The organism is Mycobacterium sp. NPDC049093 (genome assembly GCF_040704635.1).
Classification (GTDB): Bacteria; Actinomycetota; Actinomycetes; order Mycobacteriales; family Mycobacteriaceae; genus Mycobacterium.
Genome location: NZ_JBEZJS010000005.1, coordinates 346,942 through 372,475, shown reverse-complemented (window position 1 = coordinate 372,475; position 25,534 = coordinate 346,942). Strand labels below are relative to the sequence as shown.

Genomic DNA, 25,534 nt, shown 5'->3' with positions numbered 1-25,534 from the left:
AGTGTCGGCTCCGTGGATCAGTCGGTCGCGAACGCGGCCTGCGCCTCCCTGTTGAGGTCGAGGTATTTCTCCTCGCTCACGTCGACCGCGACGCCCTTGATGGTGCCGCCGGTGAACCGTCCCGGGTTCTGGTACAGATCGGACACGTTGTCGCCACTGTCGAATCCGACGCAGAGCCCGTCACCGGCGAGGGTGAACTTGCCGGTCTGGGCCCGCATCGGTCCCTTCGCGGCCTCTTTGCCGTCTACGTAAAGGATTGTGGTTCCCAGGGATTCACCATGTTCGCCCTTCTTCTCCCAGACGAACTCCATGCCCAGTGCATGCTTGCCTTCCGGCAGCGGACCGGAGACGAACACCTGCTCGGGTTTGATACCGAGGAAGTTGTAGACGTAATGCAGTTTGTTGTCCTTGATGAACAAGGAGTGCCCGCCGAAGCGGGAACCGTGCGCGAACAGCACGCCCTGGGCATCCTTGGTCATATCCACGTCGGCGATGATCTTGTAGGACCGGCCACGGATGTTGACCGCCACGCCCTCGGGCACCGGCGCGGTGTCCGGGTAGTAGAGGTAGCGGGTGCGAGGCGGTTCGAACTGGGGCCGTTGAATGGTGATCAGGTCGACGGCGGTGCGGTCGTCGAGGGGCAGGACGTAGTTGTTCTTGGCCTCCTCGTTCCACACGTCGATGAGCTCCTTGAGCTTGTCCGGATTCTGATCGGCGACGTTCTTGGCCTCGGAGCGATCCTCGTCGACGTGGAAGAGCTCCCACTTGTCCTGATCGAAATGGCCCTTACCGCTGATGGGTGCGTGCAGTGCCGAGGCCTTCCAGCCGTCCTGCCAGATACCGCGGGTACCCAGCATCGCGTAGTACTGCCGCTTCTTCGTGGTGGGGGCATCGGCGCCGTCGAAGCTGTACCGCATCGACACCCCGTTGACCGGGTACTGCTTGATGCCGCGGTACTCCTCGGGCATCTCGATCCCCGCGACGTCGAGGATCGTCGGGACGACATCGGTGGCGTGGTGGTACTGGTGACGCACCTCGCCCCTGGCCTTGATGCCCTTGGGCCAGTGGATCACCATCGGATCGCAGGTGCCGCCCGAGAACTGCGAGTACCGCTTGAACATCTGGAACGGTGTGGAGAATGCCACCGCCCAGCCCGTCGGGTAGTGGTTGTAGGTGTCGGGGGTGCCGAGCTTGTCGAGCATCTTCATGTTCTCGGCGAGGTCATCGGGGTAGCCGTTGAAGAACTTGTTCTCGTTGACCGACCCGTTCGGCGAACCCTCACCGGACGCGCCGTTGTCGGCGCAGTAGAAGATGACGGTGTTGTCCAGCTGCCCCGTCTGCTCCAGGTAGTCGACGACCCGGCCGACCTGGGCATCGGTGTACTCGGAGAAACCGGCGAACACCTCGGCCATCCGGCTGAACAACTTCTTCTCGTCGGGATTGAGTGAATCCCACGGCCGCACCGCATCGGCCTCCGAAGCCACGTCGGCCGGCAACGGGTTGATGGGGGTCAGCTCGGTGCCCTTGGGCATGATGCCCTTGTCGATCATCCGGCCCAGTACCCACTCCCGGTAGGCCTCGTAGCCATCGTCGAACTTGCCCTTGTACTTCGCGGAGTACTCCTCGGGGCTGTGATGCGGAGCGTGGTTCGCGCCGGGGCAGAACCACATATACCAAGGCTTGGACGGGTTACTGGAGCGCTGGTCACGCAGCATCCGAATAGCTTGATCCGCAAGGTCTTTCGACAGGTGGTAGCCCTGTTCAGGGGGGTACGGCTGATCGATGAACCGATTGTCCTCGGACAGGTCGGGATACCACTGGTTGGTTTCACCGCCGAGGAACCCGTAGAACCGGTCGAAGCCCTTCTGCAGCGGCCATTCCGATTTGCTACCGCCGCTGGAGACGTCCTCTTCGGGCACGTTGTGGTCTTTGCCCACCCAGAAGGTGCTGTAACCGTTGTCCTGCAGCACCTGCCCGACCGTCGCGCACTGCGCGGGCAGTCGTGCCGCCGCGCCTGGGAAGCCGTCGGAACCCTCGGTGATGGTCGCGAACCGGTTGACGTGGTGATTACGGCCGGTCAACATGCAGGACCGGGTGGGCGAACACAGCGCCGTGGTGTGCCACTGCGAATAGGTGAGCCCGTTGTCTGCCAGCTTCTGCAACGTCGGCATGTTGATCCGGCCGCCGTACGGCGACCACGAGGCCATACCGGTGTCGTCGAAGAGCACCACCAGGACGTTGGGTGCGCCCTCCGGGGCATGCTTGAGTTCGAAGGGTTTCCAATCCGGCTTTGAGTCACGAACATCCAGTTCGATCTTGCCGTCGAAGCCTTCGTTGATGCCCGTTCCGTAGTCGGGAGGGCCGGCTTTGGTACTGGCGCCCGGCTTTCCAGAGTTGTCATCGCATCCGGCGACGAACGCTCCGGCAGCGGCTACTCCGACTCCGGTGGCAGCGATGCCCCCCAGCATCGAACGTCTCGACAGTTTGCCGCGCTTATTGTCCTCGGACTGGGCCATGTCATCGGTATTCGATTCCATGTCCGCTGACACTATGCCCGATTGAACAGATTGTCCGGATAACTGACGGCACGAGTTGCTAACAGTTGATTTGCATTGTGGGCCAAGAGATCACCCATTATGGGTGATATTCCTACAGTGGAATCGGACGATTCAAATCGTCGGCGTCATCGTCGGCGAGTAGCTCATGGAAACTGCGCAATGCCGATGCGCAGGCCGCCCGCTCGGCTGGATCGAGCCGATCGAGTACCTTGCTGAGTTCCCGCCGGCGGCGGGTGTTCACCTGCCGGACCAGTTTGCGGCCACGGTCGGTCAGCGACAGTGTGACGACACTGCGGTTGCTCGGGTCGGAGCCGCGCGTCAGATGGCCGGAGGCATCCAGCCGGTCGGCCAACCGCGTCACCGTCGACCCGACGACCCCGAGCGCCTGCGCGCACTCCGTCGATGTCGACTTCCCGCGCGCCTGGAGCACGAGCAGTAGTCGGCACTGCGGCAGTGAGATCTCCAGTTGGTCGACGCTGCGCAGCGCCACGCCTACCAGATCTCGGGTTGCGACTTCGAATGCCGATAGTTCATCGACCGGAGTTCGGGTCATCTCGTGCTGCGGCGCGCTGCCCATCCAGGGAGTATCCCATGTGAACGGGCCTGGTGGTTGTGAGTCTGCTGTGGAGGCCTGATGTTCTGGCCTATACATTCAATGCATTCCGGTCGGTTCATCATGAATCGATCAAAATTATTGCGCGCCTTGTTAATTCGTAAACATGAATCGGCTCACGATTGTGGTCGCTTTTGGGTTTCGGGCGCCGGGCGAGGTGCTGCCACGGGGCGCCGCCCATCCAGGACTGCATAATCTCGGCGCACGCCCAGGTTTGGCGCACATACTGAATGTCGTGCGCCCGAGGGCATGGCCGGCGGCGGTGTGGAGATATGTTCGCAGCGCCCCGCTGACCTATGCCTGGCTGGCCGCGCTGCTGGTCACCACGATTATTCAGCACCAAATGCACGGGCGTGAGCTTCATGCTCTGTTGGTCGAGAGATCGACCAATATTCACCACCTGGGCACGGATCCGCTCTACGTGTTGGTCACCAGCCTGTTGTGGATCGACGGCCGCTATTGGACGCCCTACCTGGTGCTGTTTAGCCTGATACTTGCCCCGGCAGAGCGCTGGCTCGGCCAGATCCGTTGGTTGACAGTCGGTTTGATCGCGCACGTGCTGGCAACCTACATCAGCGAAGGTCTGCTATTCCTGGCGATCCACGACCACGTCGCACCCGAACGGCTCGTCCATGTCCGCGACGTCGGGGTTAGTTACTTTCTCGCCGGGGTAGGGGCGGTGTTGGCCTACCGCATGCCGCGCCCGTGGCGCTGGGTGTACCTCGGCGCGGCGTTTGTGTACTTCGGCGCCGCGCTGGTCAGCAATATCAACTTCACCGCGATCGGACATATGGCGGCGCTGCTGATCGGGCTGTGCTGTTATCCGCTCACGCGGAGGGGTGCTCGGGCGGGGCGGGGGCCTGCGTCGGCGCCGGTTTCTACCGCAGGGTCGTAGTCGCCGCCGGTCAACAGCCCGGGTGTGGAAAACCGTGCCGGGGTGGGCGCATCAAGACCGCTGTTGGGTCAACAAAGCCACGATCGCGTCGGCCAATGTCACGCGGGCGATCTCCAGGTCCGAGGTAAAGCCGATCTGGCGCTCGTTGCTCAGTCCCCGGATCGCAGCGGGCAACAGGCACCGAACCCGGTACAGTTGGTTCGGGTCGAGATCGAGTCCGTCCATCAGGTAGTCGAACCCTTGAATCCAGTCGAGTTCGCGCGCCGCGAAAGCTGCTGCCGTCAAGGGATACTCGGCGGCGATATCGGAACGGCGTGCGGGCAGTGAGGTGCGCAATGCTGTGAGTGCCCGACCTTCGGTGGTGTCCAGGTATGTCCAGACCGAGTCGATGGCTGCTGTCACCCGCTCGCGCAAGGTGCCGGTGCGCGCCGGCCTGTCTGCATTGGGTGACCAACTGCGGGAATGGATTTCGGTGATCACCGCTACCCACAGCCCGTCCAGGTCGCCGAACTGATGCTGCACCGTGCCCCAGGTGACGCCCGCGTCTTTGGCGATGCGATTGGCCGACACCGGCTCGCCGCCGCTGTCGGCCAGGCAGTGGATGGCGACGTCGAGTAGGCGTGCCCGGGTTTCCAGGCCGCGCTTGTTCAGCCGGGTGCCGGCGGCCGACTGGATGGCCGCAGACGGGACCGCCGCCACCCACTGCTCCCGGGCGCGGGTGGCCTGCGGGGATTCGTGGGAGTTCAGGCGAACCGCCCGGGGTTCGCCGCGACTGCGCGCCGTAGCGTCGGCCGGTTGTCCCGGTAGGCCTGCACGACGGGCGCGAGTTCGTGCGGACTCGCGCCATGCATGATGACCGAGTGAGTGCCCAGGTCATACTGCCGGGCAATGGTTTTCGCGCAGTCCTGCGGCGATCCCTTGGCCACCGAGTCCAGCCAGTCGGCGGGAATCAGGTCGGCGATCCGCTGCAGCGTCTCGAACGAGGCAGTGGCGTCGATCGGCCCCGCGGCGGCCGCTTCGGCGAACAGTTCGGTCTGCTTGATCCGCTCCCACGCCGCGGGATCCCAGCCGTTGGCCGATACCAACACGTCCGCGTACGCCTGCAGGTACGTGGCGAGCCGCCCGACCCCGCGGCGCATCTGATCCTCCGGCGACAACGCGTCGGGGACGGTGGCAAGGCACGCCCAGATGCGGACGCTGTCAGGGTCCCGGCCGGCGCGTTCCGCACCCCGGCGCACCGCCTCGACGGATGACGTCGTCGCCTCGTCGGAGAAAAAAGTGTGGAGCACAACGAAATCGGCGATCTCGCCGGCGAGCTCCATCGTCTTGGGGCCGACGGCCACCAGGCCGATCGGAGGTCCGTCGGGCAGGCCGCTGGCGTGGCGCAGGAACGGCCACTTCCCGGCCGGGCCGTCGTGATCCAGGATCATCTCGCCGGCCCAGAGCCGGCGCAGGATGCCGAAGAAGTCGCGCAGCCGGGCCTCGGTCACCACCGGCAGACCGATCGCCTGCCAGTACGCCGCCATTCCCCGGCCGAACGCCATGGCGAAGCGGCCCTCGGTGAGGGCGTGCATCGTCGAGCCGATCGTCGCGGTGACCGTGGGATGGCGCGTGTGGTAATTCGTCGACGGCGCGATGCCCAGCGTGGTGCTGGCGCCCGCGACCGCTCCCGAGAGGACCGCCGGGTCCTTCACCGTGAAGCGTTCACCTATGTGGCAGGAGCCGAGGCCAAGCGCATCCGCGGTCCGGGCTTCGGGCAGGACCACCCGGACATCCGCGGGGTGGCGGGTCACGGCGTAGTAGCCGAGCTCGTTGAGCTGGTCTTCGGGCTGGTTCGTGCTCAATGACGTGCCTTTCGTTCCGCGGACGTCTAGCACTGTCAGCCCGGCGAGGGCAATTGTCAATGAGGGTTCTCAATGAATGGGAGGGTGATGGGGCATGAGCCGGGCGCTGGCAAGATCAAGCAACTGCACGACGGTGAAGAACGCCGTCCGCAGTCGTTCGTTGAAGTAATGCGCTGCAACCACTCTCGTGGTCGCCTGGTGCTGGAGCAGCGACAATTACCGCCAGTCGGTGACGGCTCGCCCGCTACCGGTCCGGCTTACCACCGGGTGCCGTCGAGCCCCGGAATCACGCACCGGCCGTCGGCGGCCACCCGCCCGATCACCATGCCGTCATACCCTGTGCACGATGAGTTGAGCGGCTCGCAGGTGTTGACGGACGTGATCACCTTGTCAGGGCCGCAGGGGGAGCCGGGTGCCGGCGGGTCGGCATTGGCGACGGCGGCGCCGAAGCTCAGCGTCAGTGTTGCTGCGGCAGAAACGACGAGTAAGCGGGTCGCGTCGAACATGATCGGTACCTCCGGCCGATGGCCCCCGACAAGTGCCAATGCTACTCGTGTGGTCCAGGTCGTTTCCGATGATCGCGCACCGGATTAGCCAGGTGCGGTGGAAATGTTCAATTGCCCGCGTTCGGGGTCTGGATGCGCAGCTGCGTCGCTGACCTGCATGTATGGAGCCGATGACGGGAATCGAACCCGCGTATTCAGCTTGGGAAGCTGATGTTCTGCCATTGAACTACATCGGCGTGGTGCTGACGAAGGATAGCAACCCGACCCGGGTTGTGGGTAAGGCGGGCGGGCATCGTCTCGGTGAGTCTAAGAAATTGACGCCAGTGCACGCCGAGGGTGATCGTCGGCGACTGGCGAAGGTCGCAGGCGCAGTCGACGCGCGGCTGCCCAGTGTGGATCTTGAGTCTCGGACGGTGTGGCGAAACATATGACCCCAGAACATGATTGCTGTTCATGCCCGACCCTGAGAGTCACGTAAAACCTCGGGCCGTCGCTCTCAGGAGCCCCCTCTACCGTCGGTAGTCGTGGGCTCCATCCGGCGCTGAATGGAGCGAACAGGTCCGCACGACGGGCCGAACCAATCAAGGGGTTCTACCCATGGATGTTGTTATCGGTATTGCCATGACCTCGCGCGACGCCCGGCTTCTCCTGGTTGAGGGCACTCATGGCGACGGCGCGGTGATCGACCACGACTCGCTCGACACGGACACGCGCATCGGCGTCGAGCACCCTGGCTTTCACGAGTACGTCGTCAAGGCGGTGCTCGATACCTACGCCGACGCGCCGGCGAACGGCTACACCGTCACCCGCGTCACGCTGACCTGGACTGACGCCGCCGACGCTCACGCCAAACTTGTGCTCGACGCCCTCGCGGAGCAAGGCATCGCCAACGTGGCAGTGGTCTCCACGACCGACGCGCTCGAAGCCGCCGCCGAATACACCGTGCAGGTGGCGGACTGTGACTCCATCGCGCTGTGCGTGGTGGAACCCGAGGAGACCATGCTGGCCGTGATCGGCGACGAGCAAGAGGACGGCACACGCCGATTGCGTTTCCGCCGCCTGGACGGGGCTGACGAGGCGACGGCGGTGCTGGCGCTGCGCGGCATCTGCGAGAGCTTCCCCGAGCCGATCGCCGAAGTTGCCATCGCCGGATCCGCACCAGACGCGGAAAGCCTTGTCGAAGAGGTGAATTCAGTGATGTCGCGGCCCGTCGTGCTGGGCGACGACGCGGCGCTGCTGCTGGCGCGCGGTGCGCTGCTCGCCAGCTCCGAGTTTCGGGACGAGGCGGCATCTGCTCCGAAGTACGACCCGGTGATGCGAACCCTGACCATGATCCTGACCACGGCAGTGCTGATCGTGGCGGGTGCGGTGTTCCTGGCGCTCACGGTCCACGGGAAGGACGGCAGCCCTCCGCCGCAGGCGTCGACGCCGGCCGAACACGCGGCGCCGGTCCCGCCGACCGAGCCGCCCGTGCACGTCGTCGTACGCAAGGTGGTGCCCCTGGCCGGTCGGGCGGCTGAGAAATCGTTGGCCGCGCCCTACGCCGACAGCGTTGTGCCGCCGTTGACGGGGGTGGTCCGTCGCTAACCGATACGCTCGTCGGGTGCTGCTCTCCGATAGGGACATCCGGGCCGAGATCGCCGCGAAACGCCTGGCCATCGAGCCGTTCGACGATGCCCTGGTGCAACCGTCGAGCGTCGATGTCCGCCTGGACACCCTGTTCCGGGTGTTCAACAACACCCGATACACCCATATCGACCCCGCCAAACAGCAGGACGAGCTGACCACCCTGGTCGAACCCGCCGAAGACGAGCCGTTCGTGCTGCACCCCGGCGAGTTCGTGCTCGGTTCCACGCTCGAGGTGTGCACGCTGCCCGATGACCTGGCCGGACGACTGGAAGGCAAGTCCTCTCTGGGCCGTCTCGGATTGTTGACGCACTCGACGGCCGGGTTCATCGACCCGGGATTCTCTGGGCACATCACCCTTGAGCTGTCGAACGTCGCCAACCTGCCCATCACGCTGTGGCCCGGCATGAAGATCGGCCAGCTGTGCCTGCTGCGGCTCACCAGCCCGGCCGAGCACCCGTACGGCAGCGACAAGGTCGGCTCGAAATATCAAGGCCAGCGTGGTCCGACGCCGTCACGCTCGCATTTGAACTTCATCAAGTCCTAGGCCGCGCCTGAGCCTGTGCCGCCGAGCGGCCACCTATGACACGCAGACCGGTGATCCGCGTGCCATAAGTGGCCGCTGGGCGTGATGGGCGAGGCCAGCCCTCCCACCGCGTGCGTCGTTTTCTACGTGGGGGTCGTGGAATTTTGCCGATCAACAGCCCAGGTGTGGAAAGCGGCGTCGAGGCTCAGTGGAAGCGGGCCGCGCCGAGGCTCAGCGCGCTGAAGCCCGCCCAACACATAGCCCGGTGAACTTTCAGTAACCACACCGCAACACGAAACACGCCGGAAACACGCTCGCCGCGCACCTGAAACGCGCGCCGGACATTCTCGTCGGAACCGAAGGAGCCCGACGTGCACGAGATCGATCCGGCTGCCACTGCCTGGCTGCTGGCCAGCACCGCGCTGGTCCTGTTGATGACCCCCGGCCTCGCCATCTTCTACGGCGGCATGGTCCGCACCACCGGCGTGCTCAACATGATCATGATGAGCTTCATCTCGATCCCGCTGGTCACGGTGGCCTGGCTGCTGGTGGGCTACACCCTGGCGTTCTCCGATGACGCGGGTGGCGGCCTGATCGGCGGCCTGCAGCACTTCGGGATGCTCGGCATCACGCCCAGTACTGCCCACGGCGCGGTACCCGAGCTATTGTTCGCCACGTTCCAGCTGACCTTTGCCATCATCACTGCCGCCCTGGTCAGCGGGGCCATCGCAGACCGGGCCAAGTTCGCCGCCTGGATGCTGTTCGTCCCGCTGTGGGCGGTCGCGGTGTACGCCGTCGTCGCGCACTGGGTCTGGGGTCCCGGCGGCTGGCTGGCCGGCCTCGGCGTCCTCGACTACGCGGGCGGCCTCGTCGTCGAGATCGTCTCCGGGTCCTCTGCCCTCGCGCTGGCCCTGGTGCTCGGCCCCCGCATCGGCTTCAAGCAGGACGCGATGCGCCCGCACAACCTGCCCTTCGTGCTGCTCGGCGTCGGCCTGCTGTGGTTCGGCTGGTTCGGCTTCAACGCGGGCTCGGCGCTGGCCGCCAACGGCACCGCCGCCGCGATCTTCCTCAACACCCTGGTCGCAGGCTGCCTGGGCATGCTCGGCTGGCTGACGGTCGAGCAGGTCCGCGACGGCAAGCCCACCACCTTCGGCGCGGCCTCCGGCGTGGTGGCCGGCCTGGTGGCGATCACCCCCTCGTGCGGCACCGTGAACACCCTCGGCGCGGTCGTCGTCGGCCTGGCCGCCGGTGTGGTGTGTTCCTTTGCAATCGGCCTGAAGTTCCGCTTCGGGTACGACGACTCGCTCGACGTCGTCGGCGTGCACTTCGTCGGCGGCGTGGTCGGCGTGCTGCTGATCGGATTCCTCGCCACCGAGGTGATGACCCAGGGTCCGCAGGGCCTCTTCTACGGCGGCGGGCTGACACAGCTGGGTAAGCAGCTGCTCGCTGCGGTCGTCGTGGCGGCCTACGCCTTCACCATGTCCTACCTGTTGGCCAAGGCCATCGACCGGTTCATGGGCTTCCGGCTCAGCCCCGAGGACGAGACCACCGGCGTCGATTTCACCCAGCACGCCGAGTCCGCCTACGCCGAAGGTGTGCACGGGCATCTGCCCCAGCGTCGGCCCGGTTTGTTCGGTGGAACCCTGGGCCAGTTGGGCCAGCCCGGCGGCCTGACGCAGCGCCCCGATCCCGCCGAGGAAGACAGCGCGGGATGAACCGGGCGGCGCTGTTTGTCGTAATGCCGAGTAGGGTCTAACTAACCGGCGCCGGCGCGCAGCATGCCGTCGCGGTCCGACCAGAATCTAGCGGCGCAGCTAATGCGGGCAGGTGTAACGATCGACCTGGTTACGCCGAAAAAGGTTCTAGTTGTCGGTTCGTGCGGAATGTGTGCGCAATGGCGACAAAAGCAGTGCAGCAAACACATTGGAGGGCTTGGTGGACATCGTATTGGGTGTGGCGATGGCACCTACGACGGTCCGCATGGTGCTGGTCGAGGGGGAGAAGGCCGACGGGGTCACAGTTGATCACGACGTCTTCGATGTCACCGCCGGTGATGATTCGGCAACCACCACTGCGTCCGATCAGGTGGTCGCGGCCATCCTCGGAACCCAGGAGAGCGCCACTTCGGGCGGGCACCATCTGAAGTCGATCGGCGTCACCTGGACGGACCATTCCGACGCCGCGGCGCTGCGCGACACACTGTCTGCGCACGGCATCGACGACGTCATGCTGGTCTCCGAAAGTCACGCCGCCGCGGCACTGGCCCAGGCGGTCGGCCGCGCGGTCGGCTACGACACCACGGCGCTGCTGTTCATCGACCGTGACGCCGCGACCTTGTCGGTGGTGAAGACCGACGACGGCTCGGTGGTCAAGGTGCTGGCCCAGTCGTTGCACAGCACCGACGCCATGGCCGTCCTCTCCGAGATGGCCGCCGCGGTCGAGGCTTCCGACTCCGCGCCGCAGGGCATGTTCGTGCTGGGCTCAGGTGTCGATGTCGCCTCGGTGAAGGCGCATCTGGAGAACCTGGTGTCGCTGCCGGTCAGCGCCCCCGACGAGCCGGAGATGGCGCTGGCCCGCGGCGCCGCGCTGGCCTCGGCCAATGCGCCCGCGTTCGAGGCGACCACGGTCGGGCTGGCCTATTCGCAGGATCCCGACGGCACCACCGCGGGCAGCGCCTACGCGCTGGCCGGTCTGGCTACCGAGATGGCCCCGCTGGGCGATGAGCCGGTCGTGGAGCTCGTCAACGACGAGATGCCGATGGAAGGTGAGCGCAAACCGTTCCTGCTCGTCGGTTCCGCGTTGACCTCTGTGTTCGTGGTTGGCGTTGTGGCCCTGGTTATTTCGCTTGCGGTGAGCATCCGGCCGACGGTCGATCAACGGCCCTCCCCGGCTCAAGGTGCCGTGGCGCCCAGCGCTCCGGCCAAACTCCCGGCACCCGCACCGCCGCCGGAAGCGGCGGTACCCCCACCACCGGCTCCGCCGCCCGAGACCATCAAGGCCCCGATCCCGGTGGTCCAGGAGGCTCCGGCACCGGCGCCGCAGGCGCCACCGCGCACGGTCTACGTCGAGCAGCCCGCCGCTGTTCCGGCTCCGGCGCCCGAGGCGCCCGCTCCGGCCCCCGAGGCTCCGCCGCCGGCCCCGGAGCCTGTGGCGCCGCCGCCGGCCCCGATCTACAACCCGCCGGCGCCGTACATCCCGCCGCTGGTCGTGCTGCCGCCTGCGCCGCGGCTGCCGAACATCTTCCGTCCCCCGTGGGACCCGCCGCAGCGTCAGCGGCCGTGGGATCCGCCATCGCGTCACGAACCCGAAACCCCGCAGTGGCCGGGCTCAGGCTCGGGTGACTGGAACCCCGGCCGCGGGTCGGGCGATTGGAATCCCGGCCGGTCCGGTGGGTCCGGCGACTGGAACCCGGGCCGGGGCTCGGGCGACTGGAACCCGGGTGGCTCGGGATCCGGCGATTGGAACCCAGGCCGGTCCGGTGGTTCGCGCAGTGGCGGTGACGGCGGAGGGCTATGGCCGTTCCCGTCGTTCGGCGGCCACTGACGCCAATCGCGTCGAATGCAACGGCATGGTTGTTCGTAGCGCGCGACCACAACCATGGCGTTGATCTCGTGGATCTAGGGCCCCTCCTCCAACCGTCACCTGACGTTGGCCTGCCGCTCAGTGTCACGTAGCAGCTAGCTCATACTCGCGGCCTATCCAGGCAGTATGCGATGCACCGTATTCGGTACCGGCTATCTGGGCGCGACACATGCGGCGGGGATGGCCGAGCTCGGCCACGAGGTGATCGGGGTCGACATCGACCCGGGCAAGGTGGCCAAACTCGCCGCCGGGGACATCCCGTTCTACGAGCCCGGCCTGCGCAAGGTGCTCAACGACAACCTGAATGCGGGACGGTTGCGCTTCACCACCGACTATGACGAGGCCGCCGACTTCGCCGATGTGCACTTCCTCGGCGTCGGGACCCCGCAGAAGAAGGGCGAATACAGCGCCGACCTGCGCCACGTGCACGCCGTCATCGACACCCTGGTGCCACGCCTGCGCCGCAACGCGGTGATCGTCGGCAAGTCGACCGTCCCGGTCGGCACATCCGCCGACCTGGCCGAGCGGGCGCGCCGACTCGCTCCGGCGGGCGTCGACGTCGAGGTGGCCTGGAACCCGGAGTTCCTCCGCGAGGGCTACGCCGTGCACGACACTCTGCACCCGGATCGCATTGTGGTTGGGGTGCAGCACGATTCGCTGCGTGCCGAGGCCGCGGTGCGCGAACTCTACGCGCCGTTGATCGAGGACGGCGTGCCGTTCCTGGTCACCGATCTGCAGACCGCCGAGCTGGTCAAGGTGTCGGCCAACGCGTTCCTGGCCACCAAGATCTCCTTCATCAACGCGATCTCCGAGGTGTGTGAGGCCGCGGGTGCGGACGTGACGCTGCTGGCCGACGCGCTGGGCTACGACCCACGCATCGGGCGGCGATTCCTCAACGCGGGCTTGGGTTTCGGTGGCGGCTGCCTGCCCAAGGACATCCGCGCCTTCATGGCCCGCGCCGGTGAACTGGGCGCCAACCACGCGCTGACCTTCCTGCGCGAGGTCGACAGCATCAATATGCGTCGGCGCACCGCCATGGTGGAACTGACCACCCGGGCCTGTGGTGGATCGCTGCTGGGCGCCAACATCGCCGTCCTCGGCGCGGCATTCAAACCCGAGTCCGACGATGTGCGCGATTCGCCCGCCCTCAACGTCGCCGGCATGCTGCAGCTGAACGGGGCCGCGGTCAACGTGTACGACCCCAAGGCCATGGACAACTCGCAGCGGGTGTTCCCCACGCTGAACTACTCCACCTCGGTCATCGAAGCCTGCGATCGGGCCGACGCGGTGCTGGTGCTCACCGAGTGGGCCGAGTTCGTCGACCTGGACCCGGCCGAGCTGGCCGACACGGTGCGGGTCAAAGTCGTTGTGGACGGCCGCAATTGCCTGGATGCGGAGCGGTGGCGGGCAGCCGGGTGGCGGGTCTACGCGCTGGGACGCCCCGTCGCCACTGTTTGACGCTTGTAGAACAATTTCCGCGGTCGTAGGCTCGGGCCATGCGGGAACGAATCCGATGGATGGCCCTGCACGGGGTGGTTAGAGGCATTTCTGCGGTCGGCATACGTCGCGGGGATCCGCAGGCTCGGTTGATCGCCGACCCAGCGGTGCGGGCCGACCCGGCGCCTTTCGCCGACGAGATGCGCCGGCACGGACCGCTTGTGCGCGGCCGCGCCCTCCTGATGACCTTCGACCACGACGTGGCCACCGACCTGCTGCGCTCCGACGACTTCCGGGTGTCGCGGCTCGGCGGCAACCTGCCGAAGCCGTTGCGCTGGGTGGCCGACAAGACCGACACCGGGATGCTGCACCCGCTGCTGCCGCCGTCGCTGCTCGCGACGGAGCCGCCCGATCACACCCGCTACCGCAAGCTGGTCTCCTCGGTGTTCACCACCCGCGCGGTGGCCCGGCTGCGGGAAGGCGTCCAGGAAACCGCGAACGCCCTGCTGGACTCGATGGACGGCGACGCCGGAGTGGTCAACATCGTGGACCGCTACTGCGCGCAACTGCCCGTCGCGGTGATCAGCGACATCCTGGGTGTCCCCGACGCCGATCGGCCCCAGGTCCTGCGCTTCGGTGAGCTCGGCGCGCCGAGTCTCGACATCGGACTGAGCTGGCAGCAGTACCAGCAGGTGAACTCCGGCATCCACGGATTCGAGACCTGGCTGACCGATCATCTGCGCCACCTGCGGCGCAACCCGGGTGACGACCTGCTCAGCCAGATCATCGCCGCCTCCGATGCCGGCGCAGCCGGAGAACCGCTCGACGAGTCCGAACTGCGGGCGCTGGCCGGGCTGGTGCTGGCCGCCGGATTCGAGACCACGGTCAACCTGCTGGGCAATGGCATCCGGATGCTGCTCGACCATCCGGAGCATCTGCACACCCTGGCGGCGCGCCCCGAGCTGTGGCCGAACACGGTGGAAGAGATCCTGCGGCTGGACTCACCGGTGCTGATGAGTGCGCGGGTTGCCCTGCGCGACACCGAGGTGGCCGGTACCGCGGTGCAGGCCGGCGAACTCGTCATCATTCACCTGGCCGGCGCCAACCGTGACCCCGCGGTGTTCACCGACCCGCACCGCTTCGACATCGAACGCGACAACGCCGGACGCCACCTGTCGTTCTCCGGCGGCCGTCACTTCTGCCTCGGCGCGGCTCTGGCCAGAGCCGAGGGCCAGGTGGGTCTGCAGACCTTCTTCGACCGCTTCCCCGACGCGCGGGCCGCCGGCGAAGGCAGTCGCCGCGACACCCGAATCCTGCGCGGCTGGTCGACTCTGCCGATCACACTCGGAAAGGCACGCACAGCGGTAGGTTCGTGACGTGGACTTCCGAGCCGCTCTGCTCGACCAGACCCGGAGCTTCGGGGAGCTGATCGCCTCCAGCGATCCCGAGACGCCGGTGCCGACGTGCCCGGACTGGACGCTCAAACAACTGTTCCGCCATGTCGGGCGCGGAAACCGTTGGGCGGCACAGATTATCTCCGAGCGCCGGGTCTCACCGCTCGATCCACGTGAGGTCCATGACGGGAAGCCGCCCGACGATTCCGACGCCGCCATCGAGTGGCTCAACGCGGGCGCGGCCCAGGTCCTCAAGTCCGTGGACCAGATCGGTACCGATGCCAGGATCTGGACCTTCCTGGGCCCCAAACCCGCGGGTTGGTGGGTGCGGCGACGCGTCCACGAGGCGGCGGTACACCACGCCGACGCTGCGCTGGCCGTGGGAACCGAGTTCGTGCTGCCGGCCGACCTTGCCGCCGACGCGGTCAGTGAATGGCTGGAGATCGCCACCGCCATGGCCAAGAAACGCCACGGAGAACCGCTGCCGATGGGTGCCAGCATCCACCTGCACGCGACTGAGGACGGTCTGGGGCCGACGGGGGAGTGGACCGTCGAGCACGACGAGGACGGGCTCGGGTGGTCCCACAGCCACGGCAAGGGCACCGTCGCGCTCAAGGGCCCGGCCCAGAAGCTGCTGATGGCGGTCACGCGGCGGGGCACAGCTGCCGACCTCGGACTGGAAGTGTTCGGCGACACCGCAACCTGGGATGCGTGGCTCGACCGCACACCGTTCTGAGAGGCGTACGTTTCGTTCATGACCACATCCGAGATCGCCACGGTTCTGGCCTGGCACGACGCGCTGGACGAAGACGACATCGACACCTTGATCGCACTGTCCAGCGATGACATCGAGGTGGGCGATGCCAACGGTGCCGCCCAAGGGCACGCCGCCCTACGTGAATGGGCCGCATCCGGTGGGGACACGGTGACGCCGGGGCGGATGTTCGTGCACGACGGCGTGGTCGTCGTCGAACAGACCATCATGGCGGCCGACGGGACCACCCGCACCGGTGCCGCGGCGTTCCGGGTGGTGCACGATCACGTCACGTCGGCGTTCCGCCACGACACCCTGGCCGCCGCCCTGGCCGCCACCGAGCTCACCGAAAAGGATCTCGTCGGCTGATCCGACGGCTCACGGCAGCCCCGGCAACACCTTGTCGAGGGTCACCGGGAGCTCGCGAACCCGGACTCCGGTTGCATGGTGGACGGCGTTGACCACTGCGGCTGCGGCGCCGACGATGCCGATCTCACCGGCACCGCGGGACCCCATCGGGTTGAGATGCTCCTCGACCTCGTCGAGCCAGATCGCTTCGATACCAGTCACATCCGCGTGGGCGCTGAAGTGATAGGACGCGAGATCCTGCGTGACGACATGGCCGAACCGGAAGTCGCGCACACTCTCCTCGTGCAAAGCCATGGACAGGCCCATGGTCATCCCGCCGATCAGCTGGGAACGCAGGGTGAGCGCGTTGATGGCCCGGCCCACCGAGAAAACGCCGAGCATGCGTGGGATCCGGATCTCGCCGGTGTCGGAATTGACGTGGGCCTCGACGAAGTGCGCTCCGAACGACTGCACGGTGTACTTCTCCGCGTCGGGGTTTTGCGGCGCGTCGGCCTCCGCCGTCACACCGATGTGCGGGTGATCCCCGTGCTCCCGGCGAAACTGCTTGGCCGCGGCGACGATTGCCGAACCCCACGACGTGATGCCCGACGAGCCGCCCGCCACCGACGCCTGCGGCAGATCGGAGTCACCGATCTGCAGATCGACTGCCGCGACGCCACAACCCAGCGCGTCGGCGGCGATCTGGGCCAGGGCCGTCCACGTGCCGGTACCGATGTCGGCGGCACCGATCTGGACCGTGTAGCGGCCCTGTCCGGTGTGCGTGACCCGGGCGGTGTTGCCGTCCATTGCCATCCCGGGGTACGTCGCAGCTGCCACCCCGGTTCCGATGAACCAATGCCCGGCCAGGCGTTTGGCGGGTCGGGGATCCCGCGGAGCCCAGCCGAACCGCTCCGCACCGAGATTCAGGCACTCGACGAGGTGACGGCCCGACCAGGGCTTGCCGGATTCGGGATCGACGTCGGGTTCGTTGCGTAAGCGGAGCTCGATCGGATCCAGATGGCAGGCGACCGCGAGCTCGTCCATCGCCACCTCCGCGGCGAACGTGCCAGGGCACTCACCCGGTGCCCGCATCCAGAACGGAACGGCAACGTCGAGCGCGGCCAGGCGGTGCGTCGTGCGCCGGTTGGGGCTGGCGTACATCTTGCGGGAGGTGACGGCAGTCTGTTCGGCGAATTCTTTGACGGCCGAGGTCTGTTCGATCACGTCGTGCACCAGTGCGGTCAGTCTGCCGCTCTTGTCCGCGCCGAGCCGCAGCCGTTGGATGGTCGGTGTGCGATAGCCGACGAGGGCGAACATCTGCTGTCGGGTGAGCGCCAGCTTCACCGGACGGCCGCCGGACCGTTGGGCGGCCAACAGGGCCAGGACGTCGTGGGCATGGGGCGCGCCTTTCGACCCGAATCCACCACCCACATGCGGTGCCACCACCCGCAGTTGCTCGGGCTGCAGGCCCAGCATCGGTGCCAGTGTCTTGCGCACGACGTGAACACCTTGGGTCGAGTCGTACAGCGTCACCGCCGGGCGGCCATCGCGCATCGCCCAGTGCGCGATACATGCGTGCGGTTCCATCGGGTTGTTGTGCTCTATCGGAGTCTGATACGTCGCGTCGACGGTCACCTCGGCCGCCGCCAGCGCCGCCTCGACGTCCCCTTCGTCGGTGTCGGCAGGAAATGACGGGTTGACCGACTCGGGGGTGTAGAGGGCAGGGTGGTCCGCGGTCAGTTCCGCGTCGTGCGGTTCTCGGTGGTAGTCGACCCGCACCAGAGCACTTGCCTCCCGGGCGATCTCAGCCGTCTCGGCCACCACACCGCCGATGATCTGCCCGCGGAAGTGCACCCGGTCGTCCTGCAGGATCGCCAGCTCACCATCGGAGGTATCGGCCAGCGTCGGGGCGTCGAACACGGTCAGCACGTCGAGGACACCCGCCATGGCGACGGCCGCGGTGGTATCCATGGCCGCGACCCGGCCACGGGCGATGGTGGCCTGGATCGGATGCAGATACGCCGGATGCTCGACCTGCTGCTCGAATGCGTAGCGGGCGGTACCGGTGACCTTGGCTCGGCCGTCGGCGCGGGCCAATGGCTCTCCGATTGCGTGTGGTTCGACCAGAGTCACGGCCGCCTCCGTTCCGTGAGCATGCGCAACTGCGCCATCAGCGTGCGGCGGGCCAGGTCCACCTTGAACTCGTTGCCCGGCAGGGGTTGTGCCTGCCTGAGTTCGGCGTCGGCGGCAGCGGCGAATGTCTCCGCAGAGGGCTGATCGCCGGTGAGAACCTGCTCGGCTCGCCACGCCCGCCATGGCTTGTGCGCCACTCCGCCCAATGCGACTCGCGCCGAACTGATCTGGAACGTCGGCGTGAAGGTCAGCTCGGCGGCGACCGACACCAGCGCGAAGGCATAGGATGCGCGGTCGCGGACCTTGCGGTAGTCCGACGCCGCCCCGTTCGGTGGCGCGGGCAACTCGACCGCGGTGATCAGCTCGCCGTGCCGCAGCACGGTGTCACGGTCTGGCTCGTCTCCGGGCAGCCGGTAGAACTCGTCGATCGGTATCCGGCGCTCGCCATCTCGGGCCTGCACCACCACGTGCGCATCGAGGGCACACATCGCCACGGCCATGTCCGAAGGGTGCACGGCCACGCAGTGCGGGGACGCTCCGAGGATGGCGTGGTAGCGCACGTAGCCGTCGAGCGCCGAGCAACCGGTGCCGGGAGATCGCTTGTTGCATGGCGTCGTGACATCTTGGAAGTACACGCATCTGGTTCGCTGCAGCAGGTTACCGGCCGTGGTGGCAGCGTTGCGCAACTGTCCGGACGCACCGGACAACAAGGCCCGGGCCAGCATCGGATATCGCGCGCGGATCACCGGATCGGCCGCCAGATCGCTGTTGCGGACATTTGCGCCGATGCGTACGCCACCGTCTGCGGTGTGAACGGTCTCGGTCAGATCCAGCCGGCTGACGTCGACGAGTAGATCAGGTTGTGCGACACCGAGTTTCATGTGATCGACCAGATTTGTCCCTCCGGCCAGATAGGCGCCACGAGGGTGCTCGGCCAGCACGGCCACCGCATCGGCGGGACTCGTCGCGCGGTGGTAGTCGAACGGCTTCATTGGGCCGCCGCCCGCCCGATCGCGGCGACGATGTTCGGATACGCCGCGCACCGGCAGAGGTTGCCGCTCATCCGTTCCCGGATCTCCTCGTCGGTGAGCGCCGGGCTGAGTTCGACATCGTCGGTGACGAAGCTGGGAGCGCCGGCCTTGGCCTCGTCCAACATGCCGACCGCAGAACAGATCTGGCCGGGCGTGCAGTAGCCGCACTGGAAGGCGTCCTCTTCGTAGAACGACTGCGCCACCGGGTGCAGTTGACCGTTCTGCTCGAGGCCCGCCGCCGTGGTGATCTGTGCCCCATCGGCGGCAACGGCGAACGTCAGGCAGGTGGTGACGCGCCGTCCGTCGAGTAGCACAGTGCACGAGCCGCACTGGCCGTGATCGCAACCCTTCTTGGGTGCCGTGACGCCCAGCCGTTCACGCAGGGCGTCCAGTAGCGTCATGCGGTTGTCGACCGTCAGGTCACGACGGGTTCCGTCGACCTGGAGGGTCAACTCGCTGTGATGGTGATCGGGCTGGCTCACCGTCGCCGGGTACCCCGGCCGGTGGTGGCCAAAACTGACGGCTCAGTGCCTGCTGGTCTGCGGCGTCGCCAGAACCGCGGCAATCCCCGTGGTCAACGGGACCGACAGCGCCAGGGCGATGCCACCCACCGCGGAGCGGGCGATCTCGATCGCCACACTCTCACCCGTCAGCACGTCGCCCAGTGACCGGTTGGCCACGCTGAACAACAGCAGCAGCGGCAGGGCGCTGCCGGCATAGGCCAGCACCAGCGTGTAGACCGTGCTGGCGATGTGATCGCTACCCACCCGCATGGCGCCCACGAAGATCGAGCGCCGGCTGCCACCGTGCTCGGCGAGCTCGAACACGGCCGAGGCCTGGGTGATGGTCACGTCGTTGAGTACACCGAGTGAGCCGATGATGAACCCGGCCAGCAGCAGTCCGGTGATGGATACGTTGCCCATATACGCCGCGACCTCGTTGTTCTGGTCCTCGGACAGTCCCGTCAGATGGGCCAATTCGATTGCCGCCCAGGACAGTATCGCCGCCAGCAGCAGTGAGGTCAGGGTGCCCAGCAGGGCCGCGCTCGTGCGCAGGCTGACGCCGTGGGCCAGGTAGATCACCGCATAGAGAATGGCCGCCGACGCCACCAGGGCCACCGGGATGGCCGGGGCGCCATCACGTAGGGCAGGCAGCAGGAAGATCATCAGCACCGCGAACGCCACGACGATGCCGACGATGGCCCGCAGTCCGCGCCAGCGCGCCACTGCCACGATCACCACCGCGAACGCCACCGCGAGAGCGATGAGCGGCCAGGTGCGCTCGAAATCGAAGAACGCATAGGTTGTCGTGCCGGCCTCATCCACCTGCCGGCTCACCCGAATGCTGTCTCCGGCAGCAAGATTCGGCTGTCCGGGGCCGGTGGTGAATTCCAGTAGCGTCTTGGCGCCCTTGTTGGGCCCGGAATCGATGGCCACCAGGTTCTGCACGCAGGTACCGCCGCCGGGTTCGGCGGGTCTCGGTGCCGACGTCAGCACGCCTCCGGCCGACGGGCTGCCGCAATCGGCCAGGGTGCTGGATGTGACGTGCCCGGCCTCGGTGGTGACGGCGCCGCCCGCAGCGTTCTGGAAGGGCAGCGGAATGTCGACCTTCTGGTGGCTGGGCCACAGCACCGCGGCGCCAATGAGCATCGCGAGCCCGATGGCAACCAACAGGCCGACGACGATGCGGGCGGCCAGCGGACCCAGGGGAGACGGGCCGGCCAGGGAATGAGAGTGGGAATGCGTGTGCGCCACCCGGACAGCGTAGAGCGGGTGGCTGAGTGTTGGCGGCGGTGCTACTGGCGGTAACTGGCCAGGAAGTTACCGAGGCGCTCGATGGCCTGGGCCAGGTCGCGCGACCACGGCAGGGTGACGATGCGCAGGTGATCCGGTGTGGGCCAGTTGAATCCCGTGCCCTGGGTCAACAGGATCTTCTCCTGCAGCAACAGATCGAGCACCAGCTGCTCGTCGTCGTGGATGTCGTGCACCTCAGGATCCAGGCGCGGGAACGCGTACAGCGCACCCGACGGTTTCACGCATGAAACTCCCGGGATCTCGTTGAGCTTGGTCCACGCGGTGTCACGCTGCTCGAGCAGCCGGCCGCCCGGCAACACCAGGTCGTCGATGCTCTGATGACCGCCGAGGGCCACCTGGATCGCATGCTGGGCAGGCACATTCGGGCACAGCCGCATGTTCGACAGCAGGCTGATGCCCTCGATGAAGCTGGTCGCGTGCTCCTTGGGGCCGGTGATGACCAGCCAGCCGGAGCGGTAACCCGCCACTCGATAGGCCTTGGACAGCCCGTTGAACGTCAAGGTCAGCAGGTCAGGCGCCAGCGTGGCCAGCGAGATGTGCTTGGCGTCGTCGTAGAGGATCTTGTCGTAGATCTCGTCGGCCAGCAGCAGGAGCTGGTGCTTGCGGGCCAGCTCCACCATCTGTTCCAGGGTTTCGCGGCTGTACACCGCGCCTGTGGGGTTGTTCGGGTTGATCACGACGAGCGCCTTGGTGCGCTCGGTGATCTTGGATTCGATATCGGCGACGTCGGGATTCCAGCCCTGGGTCTCGTCGCACATGTAATGCACCGGGGTGCCGCCCGCGAGCGCGGTCGAGGCCGTCCACAGCGGGTAGTCCGGTGCGGGGATGAGCACCTGGTCGCCGTTGTCCAGCAGCGCCTGCAGGGTCATGGTGATGAGCTCGGAGACGCCGTTGCCCAGGTATACGTCTTCGATGTCGAACTTGGGGAAACCCTCGACCAGCTCGTACCGGGTGAACACCGCGCGGCGTGCGCTGGCGATGCCTTTCGAGTCGGAATAGCCCTGCGCGTTCGGCAGCGCCTGGATCATGTCGCGCATGATCACGTCGGGCGCCTCGAAGCCGAACGGCGCGGGGTTGCCGATGTTCAGCTTGAGGATGCGGTGCCCTTCAGCTTCCAGCCGTGAGGCGTGCTCGTGTACCGGTCCGCGGATCTCGTACAGGACGTCCTGCAGCTTCGTGGACTGGGCGAACGTACGCGGCTTCGGGTGCTGACCGGTCTGCCACGGCAACTGATGGGTAGTCACGCTCACCATGGTCTCATCACCGTCCACTGATTTTGGAATTTGCCCATGTGGTAGGTGGCCACCGCCACACTCGGCGGGTCACGGCGCGCCGGCTTTCGGGCCCGATATCGATCGCACCGTGCCCCCGATACGCCGAACGGCCACCTCCGTTGCGGAGATGGCCGTTCGGTGCGTTACGGACGTGCTCAGCGCTTACCGGGGCGCTTGGCGCCCGGCTTGATGCCAAGGCCCACGACCGGGGGTTCCGGCTTCGCAGGCTCGGCAGGCGCCTCGGCGGGCTTCTCAGCTGCCGGTTCCGGTGCCTGTTCGGCAGCGGGTGCGGCAGGCGCAGCCGGTGCCGGGGCAGCCGGAGCGGCCTTCTTGGCACCCGGACGACGCGCGCCTGCGGCGATGCCCAGACCCACGACCGGCGGTTCCGGTTTGGCCGGCTCGGCGGCCGCAGGAGCGGCAGCCGGTGCCGCAGCGGCGGGAGCGGCCGGTGCAGCCGACGCAGCAGGGGCCGCAGCCTTCTTGGCGCCCGGACGCTTCGCGCCGGCCGCCATGCCCAGACCCTTCACCGGCGCCGCGGGTGCGGCCGGGGCGGCGGGCGCCTCGGCGGCCGGGGCAGCAGAGGCGGCAGGAGCCGCGGTCTTCTTGGCACCTGGACGCTTGGCGCCACCGGCGATACCCAGACCCTTGACCGGAGCAGCCGGAGCGGCGGGTGCCTCAGCCGGAGCAGCGGAGGCGGCAGGAGCCGCGGTCTTCTTGGCACCTGGACGCTTGGCGCCACCGGCCATGCCCAGACCCTTGACCGGGGCCGCAGCTGCGGCCGGGGCTGCCGGAGCTTCGGCAGCGGGTGCCGCCTCAGCCGCCGGGGCTTCCTCGACCACGGGTGCCGGAGCCGGTGCCGCGGCTGCCGCCTTGGCCTCGGCTTCGGCGCGTGCCTCGGCCCGCTTCTCGGATTCCTTTGCCGCCGTGCCCTTTTCGGGCAGCTTGATGCCGCTCTTGTCCAGCGAGTTCAGCAGCAGCTGAGCCACGTCGAGCACTTCGGCCTTCTCGACGTTGCGGGCAGCGGCCACGTCGTCGACACCGTCGGTGATCATCACGCGGCAGAACGGGCAACCGGTCGCGATGGTCGAGGCGGTGTCCATCGCCTCTTCGGTGCGCTCCACGTTGACGCGCTTGCCGATGTGCTCTTCCATCCACATGCGCGCGCCACCGGCACCACAGCACAGGCCGCGGTCGGCGTGGCGGGGCATTTCCTTGAGCGTCACGCCCGAGGCCTCGACCAGCTCACGCGGAGCCTCGTAGACCTTGTTGTGGCGACCCAGGAAGCACGGGTCGTGGTAGGTGACCTCGGGGCCGCCGGTGGACTTGACCGGCACCAGCTTCTTGTCCCGGACGAGGCGGTTCAGCAGCTGCGTGTGGTGCACGACGGTGTAGTTGGCACCCAACTGCGGGTACTCGCGGCCGATCGTGTTGAAGCAGTGCGGGCAGGTGACGATGATCTTGCGGTCGACCGTCTCGACACCCTCGAACAGCTCGTTGATGGTCTCGACGTTCTGCGCGGCCAACTGCTGGAACAGGAACTCGTTACCGGAGCGGCGGGCCGAGTCACCGGTACAGGTCTCGCCGGTGCCCAGCACCAGAAACTTCACGCCCGAGGCGGCCAGCAGCTCTGCGACGGCCTTGGTGGTCTTCTTGGCGCGGTCCTCGTAGGCGCCGGCGCAACCGACCCAGAACAGGTACTCGAAGCCGTCGAAGCTCTCGACATCCTCGCCGTAGACCGGCACGTCGAAGTCGACCTCGTCGATCCAGTTGGTGCGGTCCTTGGCGTTCTGGCCCCAGGGGTTGCCCTTGGTCTCCAGGTTCTTGAACAGCACGCCGAGCTCACCGGGGAACTCCGACTCGACCATGACCTGGTAGCGGCGCATGTCGACGATGTGGTCGATGTGCTCGATGTCGACGGGGCACTGCTCGACGCAGGCGCCACAGTTGGTGCAGGACCAGAGCACGTCGGGATCGATGACGCCACCCTGCTCGGCGGTGCCGACCAGCGGGCGCAGCGCCTGCTCGGGGCCGGAACCTTCGATGCGGGCGAAGCCGTCTTCGGGCACGCCGTGTCCGTGCAGGCTGTCGCCCAGCTTGGCGAAGTCGACCGAACCCTCTTCGGGCAGCGGCTTGCCCTCGATGATGTAGGGGGCCTTCGCGAACAGGTGATCGCGCAGGTTCATCATCACGAGCTTGGGCGACAGTGGCTTACCCGTATTCCAGGCCGGGCACTGCGACTGGCAGCGACCGCACTCGGTGCAGGTCGCCATGTCGAGGTTGGCCTTCCAGGTGAAGTCCTCGATGCGGCCCTTGCCGAACACCGCGTCTTCAGCGGGGTCCTCGAAGTCGATCTTGTCGCCCTTGTACTCCATCGGCAGCAGCGGGCCGAGGCCGTCGGGCAGACGCTTGAAGGTGACGTTGATCGGGGCCAGGCCGATGTGCAGGTGCTTGGAGTGCAGCACGATCAGCAGGAAGGCCAGCATGACGCCCAGGTGGGCGAGCAGCGCGATGGTCTCGAGCCAGACGTTGGCGGTGTGGCCCAGCGGAGCCAGCAGAGCGGCCATGCCGTCGGAGAAGAAGGCGCCGGACTGGTACGGGAAGTTCTCGCCCAGGACGTTGACGGCGGCACCGCGGAACACCGCGTAGGTCGCGATGACCAGGAAGATCATGATCAGAATCGTCCAGGCGCCACCGTTGTGCGAACCGTAGAAGCGGGACTCGCGGCCCAGCTGCTCGGGGTTCTTGCGGATGCGGATGATCGCGAACACGATGATGCCGGCCAGCACGGCGACGGCGAAGAAGTCCTGCAGGAAGCCCAGGATGGCCCAGCGGCCGACGAACGGGATGTGGAACTCGGGGTTGAACAGCACGCCGTAGGCCTCGAGATACACCGTGGCCAGGACGAAGAAGCCCCACATGGTGAAGAAGTGCGCAAGGCCGGGGATGGACCACTTCAGCAGCTTCGACTGTGCGAAGACTTCCTTGTTCTGGTTCAGGAAGCGCTGGACGAGATGGTCCTTGCGGCCACGCTCGTCGCCGACCTTCTGTCCCGAGCTGATCAGCTTGGTCAGCCACAGCACGCGCTTGCCGGCGAACACCAGCACGACGAGCGTTGCGAGCACACCGAGAATCAGTCGCGACACAACCAGTGTGTGTTCGAGACTCTCCACAGAAACGCCTCCATTCGGATGTTACCCGT

20 protein-coding genes and 1 tRNA gene are annotated in these 25,534 nt (G+C 66.9%); 9 read left to right on the top strand and 12 right to left on the bottom strand.

Annotation, left to right across the window (positions count from 1 at the left end; all coding sequences use genetic code 11):
• Nucleotides 1-17: 17 nt before the first annotated feature.
• The gene (locus tag AB0876_RS22055) at nucleotides 18-2,537 is read right to left on the bottom strand and encodes an arylsulfatase (protein ID WP_491842046.1); all 2,520 of its coding nucleotides are present in this window, start codon (nucleotides 2,535-2,537) and stop codon (nucleotides 18-20) included.
• 112 nt (nucleotides 2,538-2,649) lie between these two features.
• Nucleotides 2,650-3,135, bottom strand: a complete 486-nt coding sequence (locus AB0876_RS22050) for a MarR family winged helix-turn-helix transcriptional regulator (RefSeq protein WP_491842045.1) — start codon at nucleotides 3,133-3,135, stop codon at nucleotides 2,650-2,652.
• Between the two features lie 142 nt (nucleotides 3,136-3,277).
• Between AB0876_RS22050 and AB0876_RS22045 the strand changes: the two genes are divergently transcribed.
• Nucleotides 3,278-4,066, top strand: coding sequence for a rhomboid-like protein (locus AB0876_RS22045; RefSeq protein WP_491842044.1), 789 nt, complete (start codon nucleotides 3,278-3,280; stop codon nucleotides 4,064-4,066).
• Nucleotides 4,067-4,117: 51 nt separating this feature from the next.
• Here the strand turns inward: AB0876_RS22045 and AB0876_RS22040 are convergent, their stop codons facing one another.
• From AB0876_RS22040 to AB0876_RS22025, 4 genes are all read right to left on the bottom strand, one after another.
• Nucleotides 4,118-4,765, bottom strand: a complete 648-nt coding sequence (locus AB0876_RS22040; protein WP_491842043.1) for a TetR/AcrR family transcriptional regulator — start codon at nucleotides 4,763-4,765, stop codon at nucleotides 4,118-4,120.
• 44 nt (nucleotides 4,766-4,809) lie between these two features.
• A complete protein-coding gene (locus tag AB0876_RS22035) occupies nucleotides 4,810-5,910 on the bottom strand; it encodes a TIGR03857 family LLM class F420-dependent oxidoreductase (RefSeq protein ID WP_491842042.1) in 1,101 nt (366 codons plus the stop codon).
• Nucleotides 5,911-6,167: 257 nt separating this feature from the next.
• Nucleotides 6,168-6,416 carry a hypothetical protein gene (locus tag AB0876_RS22030; protein WP_526042948.1) on the bottom strand — a complete coding sequence of 83 codons (249 nt, stop codon included), beginning with the start codon at nucleotides 6,414-6,416 and terminating at the stop codon, nucleotides 6,168-6,170.
• 162 nt (nucleotides 6,417-6,578) lie between these two features.
• Nucleotides 6,579-6,652: transfer RNA gene (locus AB0876_RS22025), tRNA-Gly, on the bottom strand.
• Between the two features lie 361 nt (nucleotides 6,653-7,013).
• On the opposite strand from AB0876_RS22025, the gene AB0876_RS22020 reads away from it, so the two are divergent.
• The 8 genes from AB0876_RS22020 (at nucleotide 7,014) to AB0876_RS21985 (ending at nucleotide 16,104) form a co-directional block, all read left to right on the top strand.
• Entirely contained in the window at nucleotides 7,014-8,003 is a 990-nt protein-coding gene (locus AB0876_RS22020) for a DUF7159 family protein (protein ID WP_526042947.1), read from the top strand.
• A gap of 16 nt (nucleotides 8,004-8,019) precedes the next feature.
• Nucleotides 8,020-8,589 (top strand): dCTP deaminase, encoded by a 570-nt coding sequence (gene dcd / locus AB0876_RS22015; RefSeq protein WP_491842039.1) that lies wholly within the window; start codon nucleotides 8,020-8,022, stop codon nucleotides 8,587-8,589.
• Between the two features lie 350 nt (nucleotides 8,590-8,939).
• Entirely contained in the window at nucleotides 8,940-10,283 is a 1,344-nt protein-coding gene (locus tag AB0876_RS22010) for an ammonium transporter (protein ID WP_526042946.1), read from the top strand.
• Between the two features lie 220 nt (nucleotides 10,284-10,503).
• On the top strand, nucleotides 10,504-12,111 hold the full coding sequence (locus AB0876_RS22005; RefSeq protein ID WP_491842037.1) for a DUF7159 family protein: 1,608 nt from the start codon (nucleotides 10,504-10,506) through the stop codon (nucleotides 12,109-12,111).
• A 165-nt stretch (nucleotides 12,112-12,276) separates the two neighbouring features.
• Nucleotides 12,277-13,608 (top strand): UDP-glucose dehydrogenase family protein, encoded by a 1,332-nt coding sequence (locus tag AB0876_RS22000; RefSeq protein WP_491842036.1) that lies wholly within the window; start codon nucleotides 12,277-12,279, stop codon nucleotides 13,606-13,608.
• 38 nt (nucleotides 13,609-13,646) lie between these two features.
• Nucleotides 13,647-14,963: a cytochrome P450 gene (locus AB0876_RS21995; protein WP_491842035.1), complete on the top strand. Its 1,317-nt coding sequence runs from the start codon at nucleotides 13,647-13,649 to the stop codon at nucleotides 14,961-14,963.
• Between the two features lies 1 nt (nucleotide 14,964).
• The gene (locus tag AB0876_RS21990; RefSeq protein WP_526042945.1) at nucleotides 14,965-15,717 is read left to right on the top strand and encodes a maleylpyruvate isomerase family mycothiol-dependent enzyme; all 753 of its coding nucleotides are present in this window, start codon (nucleotides 14,965-14,967) and stop codon (nucleotides 15,715-15,717) included.
• An 18-nt stretch (nucleotides 15,718-15,735) separates the two neighbouring features.
• Entirely contained in the window at nucleotides 15,736-16,104 is a 369-nt protein-coding gene (locus AB0876_RS21985) for a nuclear transport factor 2 family protein (protein ID WP_166908455.1), read from the top strand.
• Between the two features lie 9 nt (nucleotides 16,105-16,113).
• Here the strand turns inward: AB0876_RS21985 and AB0876_RS21980 are convergent, their stop codons facing one another.
• From AB0876_RS21980 to AB0876_RS21955, 6 genes are all read right to left on the bottom strand, one after another.
• A complete protein-coding gene (locus AB0876_RS21980; protein ID WP_526042944.1) occupies nucleotides 16,114-18,216 on the bottom strand; it encodes a xanthine dehydrogenase family protein molybdopterin-binding subunit in 2,103 nt (700 codons plus the stop codon).
• Entirely contained in the window at nucleotides 18,213-19,208 is a 996-nt protein-coding gene (locus tag AB0876_RS21975) for an FAD binding domain-containing protein (RefSeq protein ID WP_526042943.1), read from the bottom strand. The genes AB0876_RS21980 and AB0876_RS21975 overlap by 4 nt, the downstream gene beginning before the upstream one ends.
• Nucleotides 19,205-19,729, bottom strand: a complete 525-nt coding sequence (locus AB0876_RS21970; RefSeq protein WP_526042942.1) for a (2Fe-2S)-binding protein — start codon at nucleotides 19,727-19,729, stop codon at nucleotides 19,205-19,207. The genes AB0876_RS21975 and AB0876_RS21970 overlap by 4 nt, the downstream gene beginning before the upstream one ends.
• A 42-nt stretch (nucleotides 19,730-19,771) precedes the next feature.
• The gene (locus AB0876_RS21965) at nucleotides 19,772-21,001 is read right to left on the bottom strand and encodes a YibE/F family protein (RefSeq protein WP_135361921.1); all 1,230 of its coding nucleotides are present in this window, start codon (nucleotides 20,999-21,001) and stop codon (nucleotides 19,772-19,774) included.
• 41 nt (nucleotides 21,002-21,042) lie between these two features.
• Entirely contained in the window at nucleotides 21,043-22,332 is a 1,290-nt protein-coding gene (locus AB0876_RS21960; RefSeq protein WP_055110719.1) for a pyridoxal phosphate-dependent aminotransferase, read from the bottom strand.
• 158 nt (nucleotides 22,333-22,490) lie between these two features.
• Entirely contained in the window at nucleotides 22,491-25,478 is a 2,988-nt protein-coding gene (locus AB0876_RS21955; protein ID WP_526042941.1) for a (Fe-S)-binding protein, read from the bottom strand.
• Nucleotides 25,479-25,534 lie beyond the last annotated feature (56 nt).